The 22,493-nt window shown below is 61.2% G+C and carries 19 protein-coding genes; 6 read left to right on the top strand and 13 right to left on the bottom strand.

The annotated features are described in order from the left end of the window. Positions 1-54: 54 nt before the first annotated feature. The 5 genes from K3551_RS12720 to K3551_RS12740 form a co-directional block, all read right to left on the bottom strand. Positions 55-654, bottom strand: a complete 600-nt coding sequence (locus K3551_RS12720) for a superoxide dismutase (protein ID WP_259913733.1) — start codon at positions 652-654, stop codon at positions 55-57. 59 nt (positions 655-713) lie between these two features. Continuing rightward, complete coding sequence (locus tag K3551_RS12725; RefSeq protein ID WP_259913735.1) at positions 714-1,202, bottom strand: sarcosine oxidase subunit gamma; 489 nt, start codon at positions 1,200-1,202, stop codon at positions 714-716. After that, positions 1,195-4,158 carry a sarcosine oxidase subunit alpha family protein gene (locus tag K3551_RS12730; protein ID WP_259913737.1) on the bottom strand — a complete coding sequence of 988 codons (2,964 nt, stop codon included), beginning with the start codon at positions 4,156-4,158 and terminating at the stop codon, positions 1,195-1,197. The genes K3551_RS12725 and K3551_RS12730 overlap by 8 nt, the downstream gene beginning before the upstream one ends. Next, positions 4,155-4,463 carry a sarcosine oxidase subunit delta gene (locus tag K3551_RS12735; RefSeq protein ID WP_259913741.1) on the bottom strand — a complete coding sequence of 103 codons (309 nt, stop codon included), beginning with the start codon at positions 4,461-4,463 and terminating at the stop codon, positions 4,155-4,157. The genes K3551_RS12730 and K3551_RS12735 overlap by 4 nt, the downstream gene beginning before the upstream one ends. A 379-nt stretch (positions 4,464-4,842) precedes the next feature. Beyond that, the gene (locus tag K3551_RS12740; protein WP_259913743.1) at positions 4,843-6,087 is read right to left on the bottom strand and encodes a sarcosine oxidase subunit beta family protein; all 1,245 of its coding nucleotides are present in this window, start codon (positions 6,085-6,087) and stop codon (positions 4,843-4,845) included. 211 nt (positions 6,088-6,298) lie between these two features. Between K3551_RS12740 and ccmI the strand changes: the two genes are divergently transcribed. The 3 genes from ccmI to K3551_RS12755 are packed head-to-tail and all read left to right on the top strand — an operon-like array spanning position 6,299 to position 8,204. Next, a complete protein-coding gene (gene ccmI, locus K3551_RS12745; RefSeq protein WP_259913746.1) occupies positions 6,299-7,501 on the top strand; it encodes a c-type cytochrome biogenesis protein CcmI in 1,203 nt (400 codons plus the stop codon). Then, a complete protein-coding gene (gene ruvX, locus K3551_RS12750) occupies positions 7,498-7,974 on the top strand; it encodes a Holliday junction resolvase RuvX (RefSeq protein ID WP_259913749.1) in 477 nt (158 codons plus the stop codon). Before ccmI ends, ruvX begins: the two co-directional genes overlap by 4 nt. Then, a complete protein-coding gene (locus K3551_RS12755; protein ID WP_259913751.1) occupies positions 7,971-8,204 on the top strand; it encodes a DUF1289 domain-containing protein in 234 nt (77 codons plus the stop codon). Before ruvX ends, K3551_RS12755 begins: the two co-directional genes overlap by 4 nt. Before the next feature lie 68 nt (positions 8,205-8,272). On the opposite strand, the gene K3551_RS12760 is transcribed toward K3551_RS12755, so the two are convergent. From K3551_RS12760 to K3551_RS12790, 7 genes are all read right to left on the bottom strand, one after another. Beyond that, positions 8,273-9,091: a sulfite exporter TauE/SafE family protein gene (locus K3551_RS12760; RefSeq protein ID WP_259913753.1), complete on the bottom strand. Its 819-nt coding sequence runs from the start codon at positions 9,089-9,091 to the stop codon at positions 8,273-8,275. 76 nt (positions 9,092-9,167) lie between these two features. Then, positions 9,168-10,175: a tRNA dihydrouridine(20/20a) synthase DusA gene (gene dusA, locus K3551_RS12765; RefSeq protein ID WP_259913756.1), complete on the bottom strand. Its 1,008-nt coding sequence runs from the start codon at positions 10,173-10,175 to the stop codon at positions 9,168-9,170. Between the two features lie 470 nt (positions 10,176-10,645). Then, the gene (locus K3551_RS12770; RefSeq protein ID WP_259913758.1) at positions 10,646-12,532 is read right to left on the bottom strand and encodes a DUF2264 domain-containing protein; all 1,887 of its coding nucleotides are present in this window, start codon (positions 12,530-12,532) and stop codon (positions 10,646-10,648) included. Beyond that, positions 12,529-14,223 carry an ABC transporter ATP-binding protein gene (locus K3551_RS12775; protein ID WP_259913760.1) on the bottom strand — a complete coding sequence of 565 codons (1,695 nt, stop codon included), beginning with the start codon at positions 14,221-14,223 and terminating at the stop codon, positions 12,529-12,531. The genes K3551_RS12770 and K3551_RS12775 overlap by 4 nt, the downstream gene beginning before the upstream one ends. A 9-nt stretch (positions 14,224-14,232) precedes the next feature. Then, entirely contained in the window at positions 14,233-15,384 is a 1,152-nt protein-coding gene (locus tag K3551_RS12780; protein ID WP_259913763.1) for an ABC transporter permease, read from the bottom strand. A 23-nt stretch (positions 15,385-15,407) separates the two neighbouring features. Continuing rightward, positions 15,408-16,406 carry an ABC transporter permease gene (locus tag K3551_RS12785; protein WP_259913765.1) on the bottom strand — a complete coding sequence of 333 codons (999 nt, stop codon included), beginning with the start codon at positions 16,404-16,406 and terminating at the stop codon, positions 15,408-15,410. An 82-nt stretch (positions 16,407-16,488) separates the two neighbouring features. Beyond that, positions 16,489-18,474, bottom strand: a complete 1,986-nt coding sequence (locus tag K3551_RS12790) for an ABC transporter substrate-binding protein (RefSeq protein ID WP_259913775.1) — start codon at positions 18,472-18,474, stop codon at positions 16,489-16,491. Positions 18,475-18,781: 307 nt separating this feature from the next. Between K3551_RS12790 and K3551_RS12795 the strand changes: the two genes are divergently transcribed. Further along, complete coding sequence (locus tag K3551_RS12795) at positions 18,782-19,897, top strand: glycoside hydrolase family 88 protein (protein ID WP_259913778.1); 1,116 nt, start codon at positions 18,782-18,784, stop codon at positions 19,895-19,897. 273 nt (positions 19,898-20,170) lie between these two features. On the opposite strand, the gene K3551_RS12800 is transcribed toward K3551_RS12795, so the two are convergent. Beyond that, complete coding sequence (locus tag K3551_RS12800; RefSeq protein WP_259913781.1) at positions 20,171-20,398, bottom strand: hypothetical protein; 228 nt, start codon at positions 20,396-20,398, stop codon at positions 20,171-20,173. Positions 20,399-20,677: 279 nt separating this feature from the next. Here K3551_RS12800 and phnC point away from each other — a divergent pair, with 279 nt between their 5' ends. Then, the gene (phnC, locus tag K3551_RS12805) at positions 20,678-21,493 is read left to right on the top strand and encodes a phosphonate ABC transporter ATP-binding protein (RefSeq protein WP_259913784.1); all 816 of its coding nucleotides are present in this window, start codon (positions 20,678-20,680) and stop codon (positions 21,491-21,493) included. A 65-nt stretch (positions 21,494-21,558) separates the two neighbouring features. Further along, a complete protein-coding gene (gene phnD, locus K3551_RS12810) occupies positions 21,559-22,470 on the top strand; it encodes a phosphonate ABC transporter substrate-binding protein (protein WP_259913786.1) in 912 nt (303 codons plus the stop codon). Positions 22,471-22,493: the final 23 nt, after the last annotated feature.

Here is a 22,493-nt window from a genome sequence, read left to right on the forward strand (position 1 = left end):
ACGACCTGCCGGGCACCCCCGGCAGGCCGTTGAATTCGCTGAATAACGTATGATTTACATGCGCGAGGCGACGTTTTCCCAGTTCACCAGGTTGTCGAGGAAGTTGGTCAGATAGGCAGGCCGCTTGTTGCGGAAATCGATGTAGTAGGAATGTTCCCACACGTCGCAGCCCAACAAGGCCGTCTGACCAAAGCAGACCGGGTTCACGCCGTTTTCGGTCTTGGTCACCTTGAGACCGCCATCGGTGTCCTTGACCAGCCAAGCCCAGCCAGATCCGAACTGACCCGCACCCGCAGCAGAGAACTGCGATTTGAACTCATCGACAGAGCCGAAGCTGTCGACGATCGCTTTTTCCAGCTCACCGGGCATGGCGTAGGTGCCGGGCCCCATCATTTCCCAGAACTGGTTGTGGTTCCAGAGCTGGCTGATGTTGTTGAAAATTCCGTTTTGCGCCACCGAACCGGCATCATAGGTGCCGGTGATGATCTCTTCGAGGGACTTGCCCTCCCACTCGGTGCCCGCGATCAGCTTGTTGCCGTTGTCGACATAGGCCTTGTGGTGCAGGTCGTGGTGATATTCCAGCGTCTCTTTGGACATGCCCTTTGCGGCCAGCGCGTCGTGAGCATAGGGAAGATCGGGAAGGTCGAATGCCATGGGGGCCCCCTGGGTTTACGTAGTGTGCAGCCGGTAACTGAGCGCCCGCAACGCTGCCGTCAAGCGGCGGCGTTCCGAAGAAGCCCTTCAACATAGACCGCGACCGACCGGAAACAGACGAGACGCCAGCCATCGTCCTGTCGCCAAAGTGCGGCGGGAACCTGGGCCAGCCGGGTGCGTCGCACCTCAGACGGGGCAAGCGCGGCGAAATCCACAGGGGCCAGTTTGGACAAGATCACCTGCGCGCCCTCGCCCTTCAGGTCAAACGCTTGCCGCGCGTCACTTACCACGGCGGCGGTTGCGAAACCCGGTCCGAACGCCGACTGCAATGCGTCGGAGATCGCCGGCGCGTCGTCGTAATCACAGGTCAACATCAACTCGTCAGGGGACATCCACAAAAGGCCGCGCCCTTCGCCCCACACCGCCATGCGTCGCGATGGCAGATCCAGCCCTGTGACCTGCGCGACCGGGCCGCGCAGCGTGTCGAAGCCGCCGCGGATCGTGATCATACCGACGGGCGGCAAGACGGAGACGGTCACGTCAGACATTCTGCTTCTCCCCCTTCGGGTCGAAGAAGACAGGCGAGACGATCCGCGCCTCGACCGGATCCTGTCCGATCCGCGTGAACCGCAGAACATCGCCCATCCGATCTGGCCCGCCCGCAACCAGCCCCATCGCAATGCCGCGCCTTAACGTTGGCGAGTAATAGGTTGATGTTACGCGACCTTCGGTATTTCGTTGACCATTTTCGTTGCTGCCTTCCGCAATCGCATAGGCCCCATCTTCCAGAACCGAACCGTCGAGCGTTTCCAGGCCGACCAGCTTCCAGCGATCCGGTTTGTGAAACGCGGACCGCATCTGGCCCCGCCTGCCAAGGTAGTCATCCTTCTTCCCGGAAATCGCCCAGTCGAGCCCGAGATCCTGCGGAATGACCGTTCCGTCCGTCTCATCCCCGATCATGATAAATCCCTTTTCGGCACGCAGCACATGCAGCGCCTCGGTGCCGTAGGGCATCATCCCGTGGGCCTGACCCGCCTGCCACAGCACATCCCAAAGCGCACGCCCCTGACTTGCCGGAACAGAAATCTCGTAGGACAATTCCCCTGAAAAACTAATGCGATACATACGGACGTTAAAGCCACCAAGCACGCCATCCGCCCAAGCCATGAACGGCAGCGCATCAGCGGAGACATCCATGCCGCCCAAGCTCTCCAGCACCGCCCTTGCCTTTGGTCCGACGACCGCGATCTGGGCGAATTGCTCGGTCAGATTGACGGTATGCACCTGCCAGTCCCACCATTCGCATTGCAGCCAGTCTTCCATCCAGCCATGGATGCGATCCGCCCCGCCCGTTGTGGTGTGGCAAAGCCAGGTCTGTTCGTCGATGCGCGCCACCACACCATCGTCGATCAGAAAGCCATTTTCGTCGCACATCAACCCGTAGCGACAGCGCCCCGGCTTCAAGGTGGACATCATGTTTGTGTAAAGCATGTCGAGGAACCGCCCCGCGTCCGGCCCTCGAACCAGGATCTTTCCCAAGGTAGACGCGTCAAGGATACCAACGGCTTGGCGCGTGACGTTCACTTCGCGTTGGACCGCTTCGGCATGGCTTTCGCTGGTCTTGGGATAGCAATACGGCCGCCGCCAATGGCCCACCGGTTCCCAATAGGCCCCCTGCGCGTCGTGCCAGTCATGGATCGGTGTGCGGCGCAGGGGCTGGAACAAGTCACCCCTTGCCTCGCCGGCCAGGGCACCGATGGTGACCGGTGTGTAAGGCGGGCGGAAGGTCGTGGTGCCGACGTCCGGAATTGCCGTATCGAGCCGTGACGCAAGAACCGCCAAACCGTTGATGTTGCTGAGCTTACCCTGATCGGTTGCCATGCCGAGCGTGGTATAGCGCTTGGCATGTTCAACGCTCTCAAAGCCTTCCTGCGCGGCGAGACGCACGTCCGAGACTTTCACATCGTTCTGATAATCCAACCACATCCTTGCGCGCAGCTTGACCCCGGCCCCCTGAGGCATGACCCAGACCGGCTCTATCGGGGCCTCTTGCCTAAGGTCCGTGGTCGGTGGTGCCAACCCAACGGATGCCGCCGCGTCGTCCAGGATGTCCGCCGTGGTCAACGCGCCAGAGGCGGCACCCACGGCCTGCACGAAACCGTTGCCCGTGCCATCGGTCGGTGGGTGGTTCCGGTCGGGACGGAACATCGCCCGCTCTGCGTCCCAGAACAGTTTGCCCCCGCAATGAGACCAGAGATGCACAACCGGAGACCAACCGCCCGACATCGCCACGCAGTCGCAGGCGATTTCCTGCAGGACGGACCCTTCGCCCGCCTGCAAGCAAACCTTGACCCCGGTGACACGCCCATCTCCCATGACGCCCGCAATACCGCGACCCATGTGAACATTGACGCCCAAAGCCCTGACTTCGCTGATCAACGGGGATTCCGCCTTGGTACGTGCGTCCAGAATTGCAGGCACCTGAAGGCCCGCTTCGACCAGAGTCTTTGCGGTGCGATAGGCGTCGTCGTTGTTGGTGACGATCACGGTCCGATCCCCAAGCGACACGCCGTAGTTCGCTACATAGTCGCGGAGCGCCCCGGCCAGCAGAACACCCGGCACATCGTTGCCCGCAAAACTCAGCGGGCGTTCGATTGCACCCGTGGCCGTGATGACCCGCCCGGTGCGGATGCGCCAGACACGTTCACGCGGGCCAGAACCTTCGCCCAGGATTTCGTTGCACAGGACATAGCCGTGATCGTAAACGCCGGATCCCTCGCAGTGGGACACCAGCGTTACGTTGGTCATGTTTTCAAGATGTTGAAGGGTGTTCTTTATCCAATCCTCGGCCGGAAGCCCGTCGATGACCGCCCCGTCAACCGGCGTACGCCCCCCCCAATGGCGCGCGCGTTCCACCAGGATCACCCGTTCCCCGGCCTGTGCCGCCCCCAAGGCGGCCGTCAGCCCGGCAATGCCGCCGCCCACGACCAGCGTGTCGCAGAACGCATAGGTGAACTCGTACCGGTCTGCATCGGGCGCGACGGGCGCAGGTCCAAGGCCCGCCGCCTTGCGGATCACCGGCTCGAACAGGTGTTTCCACAAAGGACGCGGATGCATGAAGGTCTTGTAATAAAACCCTGCTGGCAGAAAGCGGGAGCCGAGATCATTCAGCCGACCGACGTCAAACCCCAGCGATGGCCAGGCGTTCTGACTGCGGGCGACCAGACCGGAGGTCAGGGGCTGCTCGGTCGCGCGTTGGTTGGGTGTCAGGTGGCCGCCCTTGCCAATCGTCATCAACGCGTTCGGCTCTTCGGGTCCGGCGGCGACGACGGACCGAGGCCGGTGATACTTGAAGCTACGCCCCATCACCAAATGCCCGTTGGCCAGCAGCGCAGAAGCGAGGGTATCGCCCTCGTATCCGCGCAGGCTGCGCCCGTCGAAGGTGAAATTCACTGGGCGGGTCCGGTCGATCAGCCGTCCGCCCGTTGCCAGACGCGTGCTCATGCGCCCTTCCTTTCGCGGATGCGCGCCAGGATTTCGGCCGGGGGCTCGGTTGTCTGGGCGCTGTAGGTTCCGAAAACTTCCAGCGTGGCGGTGTCACGTGCCGCCAGGAACCATTTGCCGCAGCCGTAGGCATGCCGCCAACGTTCGAAATGGACGCCTTTGGCGTTGTCGCGCAGGAACAGGTATTCCTCGAACTCTGCGTCCGACGACGCCGGGCCAAAGCGTTTCAGATGCGCTTCACCGCCCGGTGCCAGCTCGGTCTCTTCCACCGTCAGGCCGCAGTTGGGGCAAGTCAGGCTCAGCATGGAACACCCCCAAAGGGGCGCGCATCAGCGTTGGTCGATCCGGACGTCAGGCACACCGAAGCCGAAATCAACCTGTCCGCTGAGCAGAGAGAAGGCAATGAACCCGGCCGCGACAAGGGTGCCGCCGAGCAGGAAATTGAGACCGCGTGTGCGTCTCCGAGGGGGGAGTGGATTTGCCATGGCAGTTGGCTCGAATAATTTGCGTTCGCTTTACCAACTATACACGACTTGGCAGAGTTCCATCCCCTGAAACTGGGTATCCGCACACAAACACTCACGATCTCGCGCTTTTGCGCGCCTATGCAGGTCAAAAGCTGCCCATTTCGCACCCTTTGCCGCGCTGGCACCCGTGCCGCCCGATTTTGCCGCAGATTTTGCATCAGTGGGCCACCCCCGCCGCTACGCTTTCGTCGATGAATCGGCCTTCGCGGAATCGCTCCATTCCGAATTCGGCGGTCAGGGGGGACTGTCCCTTGGCGATCAGCTCTGCCATCCCCCAGCCGGATCCCGGAATCGCCTTGAACCCCCCGGTGCCCCAGCCGCAGTTCACGAACATCCCGTCCACCGGTGTCTTGGACAGGATCGGAGACCGGTCGCCGGTCACATCCACGATGCCGCCCCATTGCCTCAGCATCTTCAACCGGGAGATCATCGGGAATGTCTCGACCAGGGCGCGCAGCGTTTCCTCGATATGGTGGAACGACCCGCGCTGCGTGTAGTTGTTGAACCCGTCGGTACCGCCGCCGATCACCATCTCGCCCTTGTCGGACTGGCTCATGTAGCCGTGAACGGTGTTGGCCATCACGACGACGTCCATGCAGGGCTTGATCGGTTCAGAGACGAGCGCCTGCAGCGCCACCGATTCCAGCGGCAGACGAAAGCCCGCCATCTCGGCCAGAACACCGGAATGCCCGGCAACCACGACGCCAAGTTTGTCGCAATCGATCGGTCCCTGTGACGTGTCCACGCCCGCCACGCGGCCCCCATCGCGGCGAATGCCGGTCACCTCGCATTTCTGGATGATATCCATACCCATGTCGGTACAGGCCCGCGCCAGACCCCAGGCCACCGCATCGTGGCGCGCCGTGCCCCCGCGCGCCTGCCACAGCCCGCCCAGCACCGGATAGCGCGGCCCCTCGATATTCATGATCGGGCACAGTTCCTTGACCCGCTGCGGCCCGATCCATTCGGTCGTGACACCCTGCAGGGAATTGGCGTGCGCCGTCCGTTTGTAGCCGCGCACCTCATGGTGGGTCTGCGCCAGCATGATCACACCGCGGGGACTGAACATGATGTTGTAGTTCAGGTCCTGGCTCAGCGTTTCATAGAGCGAACGGGATTTTTCGTAGATCGCAGCCGACGGATCCTGCAGGTAATTCGACCGGATGATCGTCGTGTTGCGACCGGTATTGCCGCCGCCCAGCCATCCTTTTTCCAGGATCGCGACATTGGTGATGCCGAAATTCTTGCCCAAATAGTACGCCGTGGCCAATCCGTGGCCGCCCGCCCCGACGATGATGACGTCATAGCGGGGCTTGGGCGGGCGCTTGGCCCAGGTGCGGCCCCAACCCTCGTGATGGCGCAATGCCTCTCGGGCAATGGCGAATGCGGAAAAGCGTCTCATCAGAACGGTCTCTCGGTCATCGGGGCGGGCGTGTTGGTCCCATCTAGCGGTTGGACGACAGGGCACGGGCAGGGTCAAGCGGCAGGAAACGCGCCATTTGCGACATGGGGCCGCGGCTGCGGCGTCACGACACCGTGGGGCGGATGCTTCGGGGGTTTTGGCCAAGGCGCGGGACAGGTAGGTCTGACGCAGAAAAACCTCGGAGGTTGGCATGATGTTCTGGATCGCAGCGGGAGTGCTGACGCTGGCCTGTTTGGCCGTGATCCTGGCCGCCTTGCGCAACCCGCCCGGCACGACCGTCGCCCCCGACGTGGAGGTGTATCGCGACCAGCTGCGCGAAGTGGACCGGGACCGGGCCCGTGGCACCCTGGCCGAAGCCGAAGCCGAAGCCGCCCGCGCAGAGGTCGCGCGCCGCCTGCTGGCCGCAGATAGCGCCGCGCAGACACGCCACACGGGATGGCAAGGAAACGTCTGGATCGGCGGCAGCCTGGTGGCGGTGCTGGTTCTGGCTGTGACCGCGGCCAGCTATCGCTACCTTGGCGCGCCGGGGTATCCGGACCTGCCGCTCGGGGTTCGCGTTGAGACCATCGAAGCCGCCCGCGCCGCCCGTCCAGGCCAGGCCGTTGCCGAAAGCGAAATTCCCGACCAGATCGACGACAGCCGCCCCGATATCACCGAGATGGCGCGACAACTGCGCGAAATCCTGCAGACCCGTCCCGATGACCTGCGCGGTTGGCGGTTGGCGGTGCAGACAGACAGCGGTCTGGGCGATCTGGAAGGCGCCTGGAGAGCGCAGGACAGGGTCGTGGCCATCCTGGGGGATCAGGCCAGCGGCGACGACTTTGCCCTCTTGGCGGAATTGATGATCCTGGCCGCCGGTGGGTTCGTCTCGCCCGAGGCGGAACAGGCCCTGACCGAAGCGTTGCGCCGCGACCCCGGCAACGGGTCGGCGCGGTATTACGCGGGCCTGATGTACGCGCAGGGCGGGCGCCCGGATCTGGCCTGGCCTATCTGGCGGCGTCTGGTGGGCGATAGCCAGCCGGATGCGCCCTGGCTGGACCCCATCTATGCCCAGATCGAGCAGGTCTCTGCCGCTGCGGGCGATCCGACCCCATTGGAGCAATTGCCCGCGCCGCGCGGCCCCTCGCAGGACGACATCAACGCCATGGCCGAATTGACCCTGGAGGAGCGGATGTCCCGGATCGAAGGCATGGTCGAGGGGCTGTCCAGCCGCCTGGCCGCCGACGGCGGGCCGCCGCGTGACTGGGCGCAGTTAATCACCGCCTATGGTGTGTTGGGACGCCTCGACGCCGCCAGTGCGATCTATGCCGAGGCGCAGCAGGTCTTTGCCGGCGATCAGGGCGCGCTCGACATCGTGGCCGGGGCAGCCGATCGCGCAGGGCTTGCCAAATGATCCACGATGATCTGAGCCAACTGGCCCCTGCCCTGCCCCCGTTCGGCGCGCTTGCCGGGCTGGACCTGGGCACAAAGACAATTGGCGTCGCCGTGTCGGACGGACTGCAAAGCGTGGCGACCCCGCTGCAGACCATCCGGCGCAGCAAGTTCACCGCCGATGCCGAAGCCTTGGAGGCGATCCTGACCGCACGCGACATCCGCGCGATCGTCCTTGGCCTGCCCCTGAACATGGACGGCAGCGAAGGTCCGCGCGTCCAATCCACCCGCGCCTTTGCCCGCAACCTGGCCCGCCGGATCGACACGCCGATCACCTATTGGGATGAACGTCTGTCCACCGTCGCCGCGGAACGGGCCCTGTTGGAGGCCGATACATCCCGCAAACGCCGGTCCGAAGTCATCGACCACGTTGCCGCGGGCTACATTCTGCAAGGCGCGCTGGACCGCCTGCGCCACCTGAGGGCCGAAACATGACCGACACGCCGATCTGGACCCGTTCCGAAATCGACAGCCCCTGCATCAATGTCTGCGTGGTCCATCCAGAGACACGGCTGTGCACCGGGTGCCTGCGGTCAATTGACGAAATCACGGATTGGTCGCGGATGACGCCAGAGGCCCGCGCCGTCGTAATGGCAGACCTGCCGGACCGCGCGGCGCAACACAAGGTCCGACGCGGCGGACGGGCCGCCCGGCTAAAGCGCTAGGTGACGCCCGTCAGGGATCGGATCCGTCGAAGCCCCTGACCGGACGTCTCGAAAGGTGCGACTCCGTCCTAGAACAGCACCTTGCGGAGCATGTTCAGCGCGACCAGGAACAAGAACCCCGCAAAGATCCGCTTGAGCGGGCCGGGATCCGTCGCATGGGCCAGTTTTGCGCCCAAAGGGGCCGTCAGGACAGTCATCGCGACCACGGCCAGAAACGCTGGGCCGTTCACCAAGCCGATCGTAAAAGGTGGCAGACCACCCTGCGCGGGCAAGATCAGGAACAACGCAACCGACGGCAGCGCGATCAGCAGCCCAAAACCCGCAGCGGTTGCCACGGCGCGGTGAATGACGACGCCGTGCAGCGTCATCAGGGGCACGCCAAAGCTGCCGCCGCCGATTCCCATCAGGACCGAAAGAAACCCGACCGCCGGCGAATAGAGGTAGGGCTTCGCCCCGCGCGGCATGTCGTCCGCCAACCGCCAATGCGGCTTTGAAAAGGCCATGTAGGCCGCCACGATCAGCGCCAGGATCGCAAAGATCGCCGTCAGCGTTTCTGATCGAAGCCGCGTTGCCACCAGCACACCGATCAGGGCGCCCACCGCAATGCCCGGCCCCCACGCCCTGAGAATGCTGAAATCCACCGCGCCCTTGGCGGCATGGGCGCGAACAGACCGCAAGGAGGTGACGACGATCGTCGCCAGCGACGTCGCCACGCAAACCTGCATGATGTGCGGCCCGTCATATCCAAGGGTTTGAAAGACATAATAGAACGCAGGCACCAATACGATGCCACCGCCAACCCCCAACAGGCCTGCCAAGACACCGGCAAAGGCCCCGATCAACAACAGAAAGGCCAGCAAGGGCAAAAGCGCGGCGAGGTCCGGCATGACGGTCTCCGATCAGGTTGCCGCGACATAGCCAGACTGGGGACGAAGGACCAGCCGTTAACGTCTTTGCCCTGTGTCAGGCGGCCAGGTCCTGCACCCTGCCCAAGGCCTCGTGCAGGACTTCGATCCCGGCCCCCGGGCGCGTCGCGCCTTCGGACAGGGTCCGGCGCCACTGCCGGGCACCAGGCAAGCCGTTGAACAAGCCCAACATGTGTCGCGTGACCTGTCCCAATTTTCCGCCCTGATCCAGGTGCGTCTCGATGTGGGACACCATGGCCAGGGCTGCGGCGGTTCGGTCGGGACAGGGATCATCGGTTCCGAAGATACGGCTATCGGCCCGCAACAGGATCTCTGCCGGGTCGTGATAGGCGGCCCGCCCCACCATCACACCGTCCATATGCGCAAGCTGTGCCTCTGCATCGTCCAGCGTCAGGATGCCGCCGTTGATCGACAGGTGCATATCCGGGAACCGTGCAACCATGGCGTGGACGAGCGGATAATCCAGCGGCGGAATATCCCGGTTCTCCTTCGGGCTCAGCCCCTTGAGCCAAGCCTTGCGCGCATGCACCGTTGCTCGCGTCACCCCTGCGTCATGCACATGCGCCAGAAAGTCCGGTAGCACCTGGGCCGGGTCCTGATCGTCCACACCGATCCGGCATTTGACGGTCACCGGCACGTCCCCCGCAGCCATACGCATCGCGCGCAGACAGTCGGCAACAAGGGCGGGCTGTTCCATCAGGACAGCCCCGAAGGACCCGGATTGAACCCTGTCGGACGGGCAACCGACGTTCAGGTTGACCTCGGCATAGCCGCGCGCGACGGCCATTTCGGTCGCCCGCGAAAGCTCCTCCGGGTTCGAGCCGCCCAGTTGCAGTGCGACGGGATGTTCCTTGGCGTCGAAATCCAACAAGTGAGCCGCCCCGCCCCGCACCAACGCCGCCGAGGTCACCATCTCGGTATAGAGCAGCACCTGTCTGGACATGCCCCGATGGAACGCACGACAATGGCGGTCGGTCCAATCCATCATAGGCGCAACAGACAGGCGTGACGCCGCACAGGGATCTTTTCTCACATCAGACGTCATAAAGACCTGCCTCGCCGTACGGCTTCGGAATCGATTTCAGTCCGCACGATATGCCGGATTTGACCGGGTTTCACGAGAGGAGCCGCTACACCATAGCGATCTGGACGAACAGGTTCACCCTCGAACGAGATCACGGAGCGCAGACGGGGCCTGTTGGACAAATCGGTTGATGGTCGGGTGACCTTTGCCCGGACGTGCGTATCCCGCCGGCAGTTCTGGTTCAATCTTGGCATCGCCAGACGAGCGGTGCCGCCGGGTATGTGCGGACGGCAACAGGCCCTCCCGGAGGGAGAGCCTCGGGCGCGGCTGGCTGCCTACCTTTCGACGGCCGGATCGCTTGGACCCAGATCTGCACCGACCCCCTCTCCGTTTCGGCTCAGAACGTCCCTGTCAGGCAATCCCTTGGCTGATCCGATACAGAGAGAAACGGCTGCCACCGTCACGCGATTTGCCCACCCGGGCCTTGCCTGTCACCCTGACGGCAAATCCCAGACGGAGACGACCTGACCACCACTTCGCATCTCGTCCAGCATTGCAGCTGACGGCATGGCGCCGGAGGCAGGAATTGGGACATCCCCTGCCGTTCCAGGGCGTGCCAGAACCCAGCAGGCAAGGCCCCAATCTCCGGGCTCAAGGGATGCTGTCAACTGCGGAACCCATGTACGCGGGAACAGGATATTGGTGTTCGGGGACGCGGCAAATACGCGGAAATCGCGTTTGACCGGGGTGGCGATTGGCGCTGATGCGTCCATCAGGTTCGTCACATCAGTCGCGGTGGCAAAGCCAGTCGTGATTCCGGGCTTGCCGCCTTTCAGCGAAGGAGCCAACGCAGAAATGGAGGGGTCCGTGTCCCGCCGTGGGATCGAAAATCCGCCCTCGATCGTCTGGACGCGTCGCTTGGTCCGGACACGATGGATCCGCAGATGCCAGGGCGGATGCGCCAGAAGCCAGGTTTCGACGTCGACCTCGGGCATAGGCGACCACGAAGAATACATCCAGTTCGGTCCGATCCGCGATGCAGATTCCCGGCTTCGGATATGCGCAACCGCGCCGTCCTCGGAAAACGCCAGCATATTGTCGTGCGGGCCGGTTGCAAAACTCCGGGCCTCTGCTTCGACACTGAAGGCATATCGGGTTGAATAGGCAAATTTGTTATACTTTTCCGCAGCGCGCCCGAAAAACATGGGTTCCTGGCCACCCGCCAGAACAGTGACATCGCCCTCGTCTTCCCATTTTATCATGCCCGGCTGTGGCATCGACACGATCTCATCGCGGTTCTCAAATGGGCTTTCTTCTGCGGCCCAGAACGGATGGTCCTCGGGCAAGGCAAGCGGCGCGAAGGCTTTCATCGCCCAGTACGGCGATCCCGGAGAGTTATAACGTTCGGCCATCGCGGACTGCGCATAGCCGTAGCCGATAGACAGCACGCCGCCTTGATCGGCAATGTCCATATGGGACCAGTATCTCAGATTGCGCGCCCAAAAACCCTTGATCTGCCCCCAGGGCAAAGCCTCGACGTCAGCAAAGGCCAAGGCACCCCAGATCCCGGAATGCGCAAATCGGTAGGTCAGCGAGCGTCCATAGGGCAAAGCCGCCCCGTCAGCGGCAAACCAGTTGGCGATCTGCGGCATGCTTTCACGCGCACGATCGACGAACCGGTCGCGCCGCGCCCGGTCGGTGTCAGGGCCCAGCTTTGCGTAGATTAGCCCGTAGAAATGCATGGCGAATGGAACATAGTGGTCAGCGCGACGCAGCATACCATCACGATACCACCCATCGTCCATCGCATAGCTTTCTAGCGCGTCGAGATCGGCAGAGATGATAGACGCGTCGTGCGAAACACCAACACGTGTCAGCCCAAGCGAAACCAGGACGTGAAAAAAGTGCCAGTTGTTGTCTGGAGGCGCGCAATCGAGAGACGCCACAAGCCAATTCGCAAGGTTCCTGCGGCCCTTTTCCGTCATCCCGTCCCAGAAGGTGCCTGGCGCAAGAGCCAGCGCATAGCCAATCGCGGCGCTTTCGACCATGCGTTGGTCCCGATCAAGAACGGGGCCCCAATATTCCGGGTGGTCCGGGTCTGCTCCGTTGGCGATCCCTTCGACGAAATGCTCGATGCCGTCGAAATGCCCCCCACCGGCCAACAGAGGAGCAAGGCCCCAAAGCGGTCTTACCAAACCTTCGAGATGGGCGGCCGCGGTGTCAAAAATGGCCTCGCCGCTGCCCAGATGCACCCGTGCCTTGCCAGGCGAGAAAGCAGACAACAAGGGGCGGGTCAAATCGACCACCGCCTGTTGCGCATCCTGGCGCGACGCGAACGGATTCCCCTTCAGGGGATTGGAATTGGATGGGAATGTCATGCCGTCTGTACCGTTCTGACCAGCCGACGTTGGCGCGGATCCGGGATCGGAACCGCCGAGATCAGCCGTTGTGTGTATGGTTCTTGCGGATCATCGCAAATCTGAAGGGCGGTGCCGGTTTCCACGACACGCCCCTTGTGCATGACCGCAACGCGGTCACAGAAATAGCGGACCACGCCGATGTCATGGGCAATGAACAAGATCGACAGGTTCAATTCGTCCCGGAGGTTGAGAAGCAGGTCGAGGATCTGGGCGCGGATCGAACCATCCAGCGCGGACGTCGCCTCGTCTGCGATAATGATCTGAGGATCGAGCGCGATGGCGCGCGCAATGCCGATACGTTGACGCTGCCCGCCGGAAAAGGCGTGCGGATACCGCTCCATGATATTTCCGGGCAACCCCACCTTTTCCAGCAACTCACCCACACGCCGGCGCAGGGCGTCGCCCTTGGCGATGCCATTCACCAAAAGCGGCTCGCCGATGATCTGTTCGATCGTCATGCGGGGATTGAGAGAGCCGTAGGGATCCTGAAAGATCATGCGCATCTCGCGATAGACCTGGCCATTCCGAAAGCTGGCCGCCTTGGTCAGATCGACGATCTGCCCCTCGCGCGTCTTGAACGTGGCCTCACCGGACTGCGGCTGGAATCGCCCCATCAGAACCCGCGCCAAGGTCGTCTTGCCAGATCCGGACTCTCCGACGATGCCCAGAATCTCTCCGCGATGGAGATCTATCGAAACCTCATCAAGCGCCTTCACGCCGGTATTTTTCTTTCGCCCGCCAGACCCGAACGTCAGACAAAGATCGCGCGTCTGTACCAGGGCATCCTTGCCGCCCTGATGATCGGGGCGCGCGGCAGAGTGGTTCAACCCCACAGCCGCGTTCAACAATTTGCGCGTATAGGCGTGCTGGGGCGCGTGGAAAATGCTGTCGACATCACCGGTTTCGACGACATTGCCATGCAGCATCACCACAACCTGATCAGCGATTTCGGCAACGACCCCCATGTCATGCGTGATGAACATCATCGCCATGCGACGGCTTTCCTGCAGACCAAGCAGCAGCCGGAGGATTTCGGCCTGCGTCGTCACGTCAAGGGCCGTCGTCGGCTCATCCGCGATCAGGATATCCGGCTCACAGCCCAAGGCCATGGCAATCATCGCGCGCTGACGCATGCCGCCCGAATACTCGAATGGGTACTTGTCCACGGCAAGTTCCGGGTCGGTGATCTGAACGGCGCGCAGCGCATCGATCGCAATATCGCGGGCCTGTGCGGCGTCTACATCCTGATGCAACAGGATCGCTTCGATGATCTGTTCGCCGATGGTGTGGACTGGGCTAAGCGACGACATCGGTTCCTGAAAGATCATCGCGATGCGGGCACCGCGAACCGCGCGTATTTCCACACCATCGGGATCAAGGCCCGAAAGCTCCAGCTTTTGTCCCGCTTTCAGATCGACAAGGTTGATCGCGCCGGACCGGATAACTGCCGGTTCGACGATGTTCATGACCGCGCGGGCGGTTACGCTTTTGCCTGATCCGGATTCGCCGACAAAACAGGTCGTCTGACCGAGGCGCAGATCAAAGCTCACGTCCTGAATTGCGGGCACCGCGCCGTGGCGGCTGGGAAAATCGACGCTGAGGCCGCGAACCTCAAGGACCGTATCGTTCATTTGGGTCTTGTCAGTCATTGTCCTGCCTCAGTGCGAATAGGGATCGGCTGCATCGCGCAGGCCGTCACCGACAAAGTTCATCGCCAGAACGGCAATCACGATTGCAAGGCCGGGCAACAGAAGCCAGGGGGCCGTGGCAAGGGTCCGGATGTTCTGTGCTTCCTGCAAAAGCACGCCCCAGGAAATCACCGGTGCCTGAAGTCCGAGACCAAGAAACGACAGCGCCGTTTCGGCCAGGATCATCGACGGGACCGCAAGCGAAGCGGCCGTGATTATGTGGCTGGTGAAGGAGGGCACCATATGGCGCAAAATGACCCGTGTGTGCGAGCAACCATCGTATCGCGCAGCGACCACATAGTCCTCTCCCTTTAGGGCAAGAAAGCGGCCCCGGACCACCCGGGCAAGCTCCGTCCAGCCCAGTAGAGACAGGATAAGCGTGATCGCGAAATAGACCTGCAACGGTGACCAACTGCTTGGCATCGCGGCCGCCAATCCCATCCAGAGCGGAATGGTGGGCAACGAGCGAAGAAACTCGATCACGCGCTGTGTCGCCGCATCGAAGAAACCTCCGAAGTATCCGGCGAACCCGCCGATCATGACACCCAGCACGAGGCTCATGATCACGCCGACCAGACCGACGGACAGCGATATGCGCGTGCCATAGGCGAGTCGGGAGAACATGTCGCGGCCAAGACGGTCCGCACCGAGAAAGAAAAGCGGCTTTCTGGGTCTTTCCGTGCCGATCAGGTGGATATCGGTCGGGATAAACCCAAGCAGCTTGTAGTCCCAGCTGCGCTTGAAGAACTGAAGATAGATCTTGTCGGTCTCGTCGATGACGAAAACGCGGCGCAGGGCCTCGGGTTCAACCTCGACATCATAGCCGTAGACATAGGGTTTTATGCGCCAGCCGCCGTCCTCTGTCTTGTCGATGAAATTGATGCCTTGCGGCGGCGCATAGGTATAGCGTGCCTGGATCTCGCTGGGATCGTTGGGCGAAATGAAGTCCGCAAAGACAGCAACAAACACAAAGATGCTGAGGATCCACAGACTGATCACCGCAAGACGGTGTTTGGCAAATCTGCGGCGAATAAGCTGCCACTGGCTTTCGGTTCCGGTGACATGCCCGATCCGGGGATCGACGCCGATTTCATCGATTTCGTTGTCCGCAGTTGGGTCCATATCGGTAAGTGCCTTGTCTTGCATTATTTCGCCCCCACCATTCCAAGCCGAATGCGCGGATCGATCCAGGCCAGCAACAGGTCGGAAATCAACGTGCCGACCAGCGTGAGCACCCCCATGAAAAGGATCAGCGCCCCGGCGAGGTACATGTCCTGGCTCAGAAGCGAGCGCAGCAGGATCGGAGAGAGCGTCGGAAGGTTCAGCACGATGGCTGTCACGAAGGACGAAGAGATCACCGTTGGCAGAACCCAGCCAACCGTCGAGATAAGCGGGTTCATGGCAACCCGAACCGGATATCGCCAGATCACGCGACGCTTGGGCAAACCTTTGGCGCGCGCGGTCAGCACGTACGGCTTGTTAAGCTCATCGAGCAAGTTGGCACGCAGAACCCTGACAAGCTGCGCCGCCCCTGCGGTAGAGATGACAAGAATTGGGGCCCAGACATGGGATGCGAAATCCAGGAACCGAGCCAGAGACCAGCGTTCATTCATGTATTCGGTAGAAAAAAGTCCCGTGATCGTGATGCCGAACCAGTTGTAGCAAATGTACATAAGCACCAGTGCAAACAGGAAGTTTGGAATCGCCAGGCCCAGGAACCCCAGGATCGTGAAGGCGTAGTCACCCAGCGAATATTGATTGACGGCCGAATAGACGCCGATCGGCACGGCGATAGCCCACATGAACACGACAGCGGTCAATTCAACGGCCAGGGAAATACCGATCCGTTGTGAAAAGATCTCGCCGACAGATTTCTGCAGCTCGAAACTGTAACCCGGATTGCCTTGCAGCAATTGCGTCAGCCAGGAAAAATACTGGACCATGACGGGGCTGTCGAGCTTGTAGCGCTCGCGCAGGATTTCAATGGCTTCCTGATCCACCGTTTCGCCGGAGGCCGACAGGCTTGCGATATAGGATGTCACAAAGTCGCCGGGAGGTAGCTGGATCACGATAAATACGACCACCGACAACGCGAGCAACGTAAGGACCATAGTGACCAGTCGTCGCGCGATATACGTCCACATGTTCGCTTCCTTCGCGATCAGATTTGGAGTGTTGGGATAAGGTGTGACGCGGGAAGGGAGTGTTCCCGCGCCACCCGTGACATCACTGCTTGAAGAACAGCTGCGACGTCTGCATGGGACCGGGCTGCGGATACAGCCAGGTAAAGATCTGGCCGTCCGGCACGTTGCCCAGGTTCTTGTTGGCAACCATGTAGCCATCGGACGGCAGAACCGTGCCCATCACATAGAACTGGTCAGCCGAGATCTGCAGGACCTGATCGAACAGCTCTTTTTGCTTGGCGGGATCACCCGTTTTCGCAATGGAGTTGTAAAGATCCATCTGTGCCTGAACCTCTGCTGGCGGCACTTCTGCAAGGTTGCTGCCGGTCCCCATGAAGTGCTGCGCCCAGGCCTGTGCGAACGCGGATTCCAGGTTGAAGGGCATGTAGAAACGCGGATCAAGCATCGCATCGTTCATGCCGCCGTCACCCCACCAGACGTGCATGTCGTGCACGTTGTTCTGGATCTGCTCGTAGACAAGGCTGCGCTCGGCGTTGCGGGCATCAAGATCGATGCCGATCTCTTTCCACTGCTCGGTCACCAGTTGGGCGATGTCGCCGAACTCCGACTGATCGGATGATGCGAGCAGCTGAATGCGGATCGGTTCGCCATCAAAGCCCAGGCGGATACCGTCCGAGTTCTTTTCCGTCAGACCGATCTCGTCCAAGAGCGCGTTGGCCGCGTCGGGATCGTACTCGGTGAACTGCTTTGCGAGCTGTTCGTTGTAGAACGGCGAAGACGGACGAGGACCGGCCTGATGGGGTTCACCCTGGCCCGCATAGACAACGTCGATGATCTCTTCGCGATCCATGCCCATGGACAGGGCCTGCCGAAACTCCTTCATGCCGAAAAGCTTGCGCTTGTTTTCATCGGGATGGGTGATGTTGAGCTGCAGGATGGCGTTGTTCATCCGGGCGTCGACAGTGGATTTCAGCGTATAACCGCCAGCTTCCTGACCGTCGAAGATGACCGGCTTGTTGGCCACGGTCGCAAAGTGCCGGTTCGACAAGTCGATTTCGCCATTCACGACTTTCAGGACGATGTCCTCGACGCTTTCCGTCTGCACCATCTTGACGTCGTCGATATAGGGCAGCTGCTGGCCCTCTGTGTCGACCTTGAAGAAGAAGGGATTGCGCTCCCACTCGATCAACTGGTTCAGACCGTCGTAGTTGGTGACCTGACGCCACGCGAAGAGCAGCGGACGATTGGCATCCTGGAAGTTGAAGAAGCAGGATTGCTCCATCGCCTGGCTCCAGTTGTCGAAGCCACGTTCCTGCGCCACTGCGTTCGCATCCGGGTTTATCTCGGGGAACAATTCGCCACAGTAGTGCTCTGCGGCATTGACGATGAAGGGGCCTTCGACCGTGGCAAGCCGCTGCAGGAACAGGCCGTTCGACTCTTCAAGCTTGATCTTGAAGGTGGTCTCGTTGACCACTTCGCCCGTCACACCGCCAAGCGGGATGTTGACCTTGCGGCCCGCATAGTCAGGGCTGGTCATGACCTTCAACGCAAAGTCGAGGTCTTCGGCCGTGAACGGCTCTCCGTCGGACCATCTGTGGCCTTCCCGGAGGTAGAAGGTAAATTCGGTAGCGTCGTCATTGACCTCGAAGCGCTCTGCAACGTTCGGAACAACTTCGGTCCAGTCGTAGTTGAACGCGACAAGCGGCTGATACCCGATGGTCCGACGAATCCATCCTGTGTCGAACGACCCCTTGAGGGCGGACCGCCAGACGCCACCATAGGATCCAACCATCTCGATGGGCTCGACGACGAGCGGATTGGCTGGCAGGCGCTGCTCGACAGGCGGCAACGATCCCGCTGCAACAAGCTCGGCCAGCTCCGGCGCTTCCTTGTAGTCCTGCGCGACCGCCGGTGCCGCAAGCGCGAGCGCCGCAAAAAGCGGGATCACCCTGTTTTCAATACGCTTCATTTCTTTCCTCCTCGTTTGGTTCTGTGGCCTTCGGTGTGTGACCTCGGTCCAAGGCAGTGCCGCACCGCTTGAGAACGGAGCATCCCGCAAAATCGCCATGAAACATCCCCTCCCCCCTTTTGGCTTACCGCCCACCAACGCAATGATGTACGAACATCATTGATTGTTGACGGACCCTAGCCACAGAGATACTAGTATGTCAATTGAATTTCCAGCAAGCCACGCACCGACCAAATGACGCACACTGATTGCCGATCTGGGCCCTCACTGACGGTAAGAAGTCGGTGGTTTGGGGCAGCGCCAGAAAGGGTGCCCCATAGGTCGACGCACCTTCGGGTGGTGTTGCCGGGATCAAGACAAGACCGAGGAAATCACTCCCTTCAACCGTCCAGAGCTAGGAAAAACGATGATTGATAACAGTTGGACAGAAGACGCGTGGACAGCGCTGGTCGAGAAGGTAGAGAAAACCAGCCAGGTCATCGGCCCCCGCTTCCCTACGATGACGGATAACACCGGTCGCTATGCGCTGACCGACGATACGTGGCGTTGGGTCACGGGCTTCTGGCCTGGTTTGCTTTGGCTGCTGCACGACGACACGAACCACACGCCCTTTGCCGACCTTGCCCTGCAATGCGAGATGCGGATGGACGAGGCCCTGAACGAATACGTCAACCTGCACCACGACGTCGGCTTCATGTGGCAATTGACGTCCGTCAAACGGTTCAAATCGTCCGGGGATATGGACGCGCGACGGCGGGGCCTTGTGGCCGCCAGCCATCTCGCCAGCCGGTTCAACATCGTGGGCCGTTATCTGTCTGCCTGGAACGTCAATGACGTGAACGACTCCGACCCAAGGGGGTTGAGCATCATCGACAGCTTGATGAACCTGCCGCTGCTATACTGGGCCAGCGAGGAAACCGGTGATCCAAGATTTCGTCACATCGCCATTGCTCATACCGAAACCGTCATCAAACACTTCATCCGGCCGGATCATTCCGTGAACCATATGGTCGAGTTCGATCCTTTCACGGGCGAAAAGGTAAGGGTCCGTAGCGGACAGGGCCATTCGATCACGTCCGCCTGGTCGCGGGGAACCTCATGGGCGGTTCATGGTATGGCGCTTGCCTACAAATACACCAAGGATCCGCGCTATCTGGAGGTGGCCAGGAACGTCGCCGATTTCTTCATTCGTGAACTGCCTGCGGACAATGTCCCACATTGGGACTTCGGCGTTCCAAGGGACGACGCGACACCCCGCGATACCTCTGCGGGTATGTGTGCGGCGTGCGGCATGCTCCTCATTGCGTCAGAACTAGAAGACAAGGACGCCGAAAAATACCTCTCAGCCGCCAACGCAATCGCCAAATCCACTTACGAGACTTTTGGCAGTTGGGACAATGACAGCGACGGCATCATCCGTGGGGGTACGTTCAACCATCCACAGGGATTGGGTATAGACGTCTCCTTGATCTACGGAGACTACTACTACGTCGAAGCGTTATCGAAGCTCAGGAAGATCTAGGAACCCCGAAAACCACCCCGACAGCTGAAAACCGGGGTGTTCCATCCCCCAGCCGGAGCGGGCTGGCCACGATGCCCCCAGGCTGTCGTAAGGGCAGTTTCAAGAACAGCTGGATGGAAAGGCAGCCAGGATCGTGGCGATGGTAAAAGACCAGTCTGCCCCGCTGCAAGGCGGGGATGGGCTCCCCCTCCAGCCCCCTCATCGACTTGGGCACGAACGGACCCACTCTGTGCACTCCGCTGCGGTGACATGCCCTTTGGCAGAAGCTGTGGCTCAGGCGGGGTTTGCGCGTGATGCTTCCCAATGATCGCCCATGGCGACAATGCACGAGGTGCCGTTTGAATAGGTCTGCACAATCAGCCATTCGCCATTGCGTGCAGTTACCCAGACTTCGAGCATCGTGTCCGGGTCGCGCACCCCCATCCCTTGACGTTCCGCTCCGACAACTCGGGTCAGGGTTTCGACCATGCGGGCGCTGTCATCACAGCTGACATCCGACATCCGTGCCTGTGCCAAAGCCGGAAGCGTCATGCAGACGCAAAGAAGAACTGCGCGATGTACCATGTTCAGGACACTAGCTGGCCAAGACGCCAATGTAACACATTTATGACGATCCGGCGCAGAACTCCGTAAAGTCCGACAGATTTTCCGGACATCGCGCAGGTCACGCCCTTGGGTCCTGTGTCACAGTTCTGTTGCTCAATGTTGATGGAACTGAGTCAAAACCGTCACCAGGCTTTTGCGCACCACACCTATCCGCCTCTCAGACATGGGGGCGATATGCTGACAATTCACACGCTTACAAAACGCTTTGGGGACAAGACGGCCGTGGATGCGGCAAACATCTCTGTCGCCCAACCAACCATGATCGGGATCATCGGGCGTTCCGGCGCGGGCAAATCCACCTTGCTGCGCATGGTCAATCGCCTGAGCGATTCCACGTCGGGCACGATCACCTTCGAAGGTGAGGACATCACCGGTCTGCGTGGTGCGGCCAAGCGGGACTGGCAATCGCGCTGTGCGATGATCTTTCAACAGTTCAATCTGGTGCCGCGGATGGACGTGGTGTCGAACGTCTTGCACGGAACCCTGAACAAGCGGTCGACGGTTGCGACGATGTTCAACCTTTATCCGCAGGCGGACATTCACAAGGCCATCGAGATACTTGACCGTCTCGGCATCGCAGAGCAGGCGCCCAAACGCGCCGAGGCCCTGTCGGGAGGTCAACAGCAGCGTGTCGCGATTGCCCGCGCCCTGATGCAAGATCCCAAGATCATTCTCGCGGATGAACCCATTGCCTCGCTCGATCCGATGAACGCGCAAGTTGTGATGCAATCCCTGCGCGCCATCCACGAGGAAGACGGGCGCACCGTGATCGCCAACCTGCACACGCTCGATACGGCGCGTCGCTATTGCGACCGGGTGATCGGGATGCGCGACGGGCGGATCGTCTTTGACGGCACACCTGCACAGCTGACCACCGGCGTGGCGCGCGACATCTACGGGGCGGGCGCGGATTTTTCCGAAGCCGCCACGTCGACCGAAATCGAAACACTGGACAGGCCAGAGGTCCGCGAAGCGGAAGCCTACGTCTGAGCCAGTTTCCACCCGCGCCTCTGCCGCGGGCCACCTTCATCAAGCCAAACTCAATGGAGAAAACGATGAAAAAGACCCTCGCCTTGGCGCTTGCCGCCAGCACCGCCATAAGCACGGGCGCTTTTGCGCAAGAGATCACCGAATTCCGCATCGGCATCCTTGGCGGCGAAAACGCCCAGGACCGGATGAATTCCTATCAGTGCCTCGCCGACTACACGACCGAGGCCCTGGGCGTGGAAACCAAGCTGTTCGCCCCTGCCGACTACAACGGCGTCATTCAGGGCCTGCTGGGCGGGAACATCGACATGGCCTGGCTGGGTGCATCCGCCTATGCGGCGACCTTCCTGCAAGACCCCGACGCGGTTGAGCCCGTCCTGATCAAGGTCAACGTGGACGGCTCCGTCGGTTACCACTCCATCGGTTTTGCCCGCAAGGACAGCGGCGTGACCTCGCTGGACGACATGGAGGGCAAAGTGTTCGGATTTGGTGATCCGAACTCCACCTCCGGCTACCTGATCCCGTCGATCGAGATCCCGCAGTACAAAGACGGCGTGACCATGGAATCCGGTGACTACTTCGGTGAGGTCAAGTTCACCGGCGGTCACGAGCAGACCATCGTTGCCGTCAACAACGGTGACATCGACGGCGGCGTGACCTGGGCCGACGCGCAGGGCAACTGGGAAGACGGCTACAACTCCGGCGCGCTGCGCAAGGCGGTTGACGCAGGTCTGGTCGACATGAACGACATGGTCCAGATCTGGAAGTCCAAGGTCATCCCCGAAGGTCCGATCGTTCTGCGCAAGGCCCTGCCCGCCGATGTGCGCGAAACCATGACTGCGCTGGTCGACGGCCTGTACGAAGCCGATCCGGATTGCGCCTATGGCGTCGCCTCGGGCGACACTCTGGGGTTCCAGCCTGTGACCCATGACACCTACGTGTCCATCGTCGAAGCACGCAAAGCCAAAATCGGCGGCTAAGCCATTTTCATGACGCCTCCGGC

The sequence above is a fragment of the Jannaschia sp. M317 genome (genome assembly GCF_025141175.1).
Lineage (GTDB): Bacteria > Pseudomonadota > Alphaproteobacteria > Rhodobacterales > Rhodobacteraceae > Jannaschia.

Coding starts and splice junctions, on each gene's coding strand:
- K3551_RS12720 (WP_259913733.1), bottom strand. CDS start 654: ATGGCATTCGACCTTCCCGATCTTCCCTATGCTCACGACGCGCTGGCC.
- K3551_RS12725 (WP_259913735.1), bottom strand. CDS start 1,202: ATGTCTGACGTGACCGTCTCCGTCTTGCCGCCCGTCGGTATGATCACG.
- K3551_RS12730 (WP_259913737.1), bottom strand. CDS start 4,158: ATGAGCACGCGTCTGGCAACGGGCGGACGGCTGATCGACCGGACCCGC.
- K3551_RS12735 (WP_259913741.1), bottom strand. CDS start 4,463: ATGCTGAGCCTGACTTGCCCCAACTGCGGCCTGACGGTGGAAGAGACC.
- K3551_RS12740 (WP_259913743.1), bottom strand. CDS start 6,087: ATGAGACGCTTTTCCGCATTCGCCATTGCCCGAGAGGCATTGCGCCAT.
- ccmI (WP_259913746.1), top strand. CDS start 6,299: ATGATGTTCTGGATCGCAGCGGGAGTGCTGACGCTGGCCTGTTTGGCC.
- ruvX (WP_259913749.1), top strand. CDS start 7,498: ATGATCCACGATGATCTGAGCCAACTGGCCCCTGCCCTGCCCCCGTTC.
- K3551_RS12755 (WP_259913751.1), top strand. CDS start 7,971: ATGACCGACACGCCGATCTGGACCCGTTCCGAAATCGACAGCCCCTGC.
- K3551_RS12760 (WP_259913753.1), bottom strand. CDS start 9,091: ATGCCGGACCTCGCCGCGCTTTTGCCCTTGCTGGCCTTTCTGTTGTTG.
- dusA (WP_259913756.1), bottom strand. CDS start 10,175: ATGACGTCTGATGTGAGAAAAGATCCCTGTGCGGCGTCACGCCTGTCT.
- K3551_RS12770 (WP_259913758.1), bottom strand. CDS start 12,532: ATGACATTCCCATCCAATTCCAATCCCCTGAAGGGGAATCCGTTCGCG.
- K3551_RS12775 (WP_259913760.1), bottom strand. CDS start 14,223: ATGACTGACAAGACCCAAATGAACGATACGGTCCTTGAGGTTCGCGGC.
- K3551_RS12780 (WP_259913763.1), bottom strand. CDS start 15,384: ATGGACCCAACTGCGGACAACGAAATCGATGAAATCGGCGTCGATCCC.
- K3551_RS12785 (WP_259913765.1), bottom strand. CDS start 16,406: ATGTGGACGTATATCGCGCGACGACTGGTCACTATGGTCCTTACGTTG.
- K3551_RS12790 (WP_259913775.1), bottom strand. CDS start 18,474: ATGGCGATTTTGCGGGATGCTCCGTTCTCAAGCGGTGCGGCACTGCCT.
- K3551_RS12795 (WP_259913778.1), top strand. CDS start 18,782: ATGATTGATAACAGTTGGACAGAAGACGCGTGGACAGCGCTGGTCGAG.
- K3551_RS12800 (WP_259913781.1), bottom strand. CDS start 20,398: ATGTCGGATGTCAGCTGTGATGACAGCGCCCGCATGGTCGAAACCCTG.
- phnC (WP_259913784.1), top strand. CDS start 20,678: ATGCTGACAATTCACACGCTTACAAAACGCTTTGGGGACAAGACGGCC.
- phnD (WP_259913786.1), top strand. CDS start 21,559: ATGAAAAAGACCCTCGCCTTGGCGCTTGCCGCCAGCACCGCCATAAGC.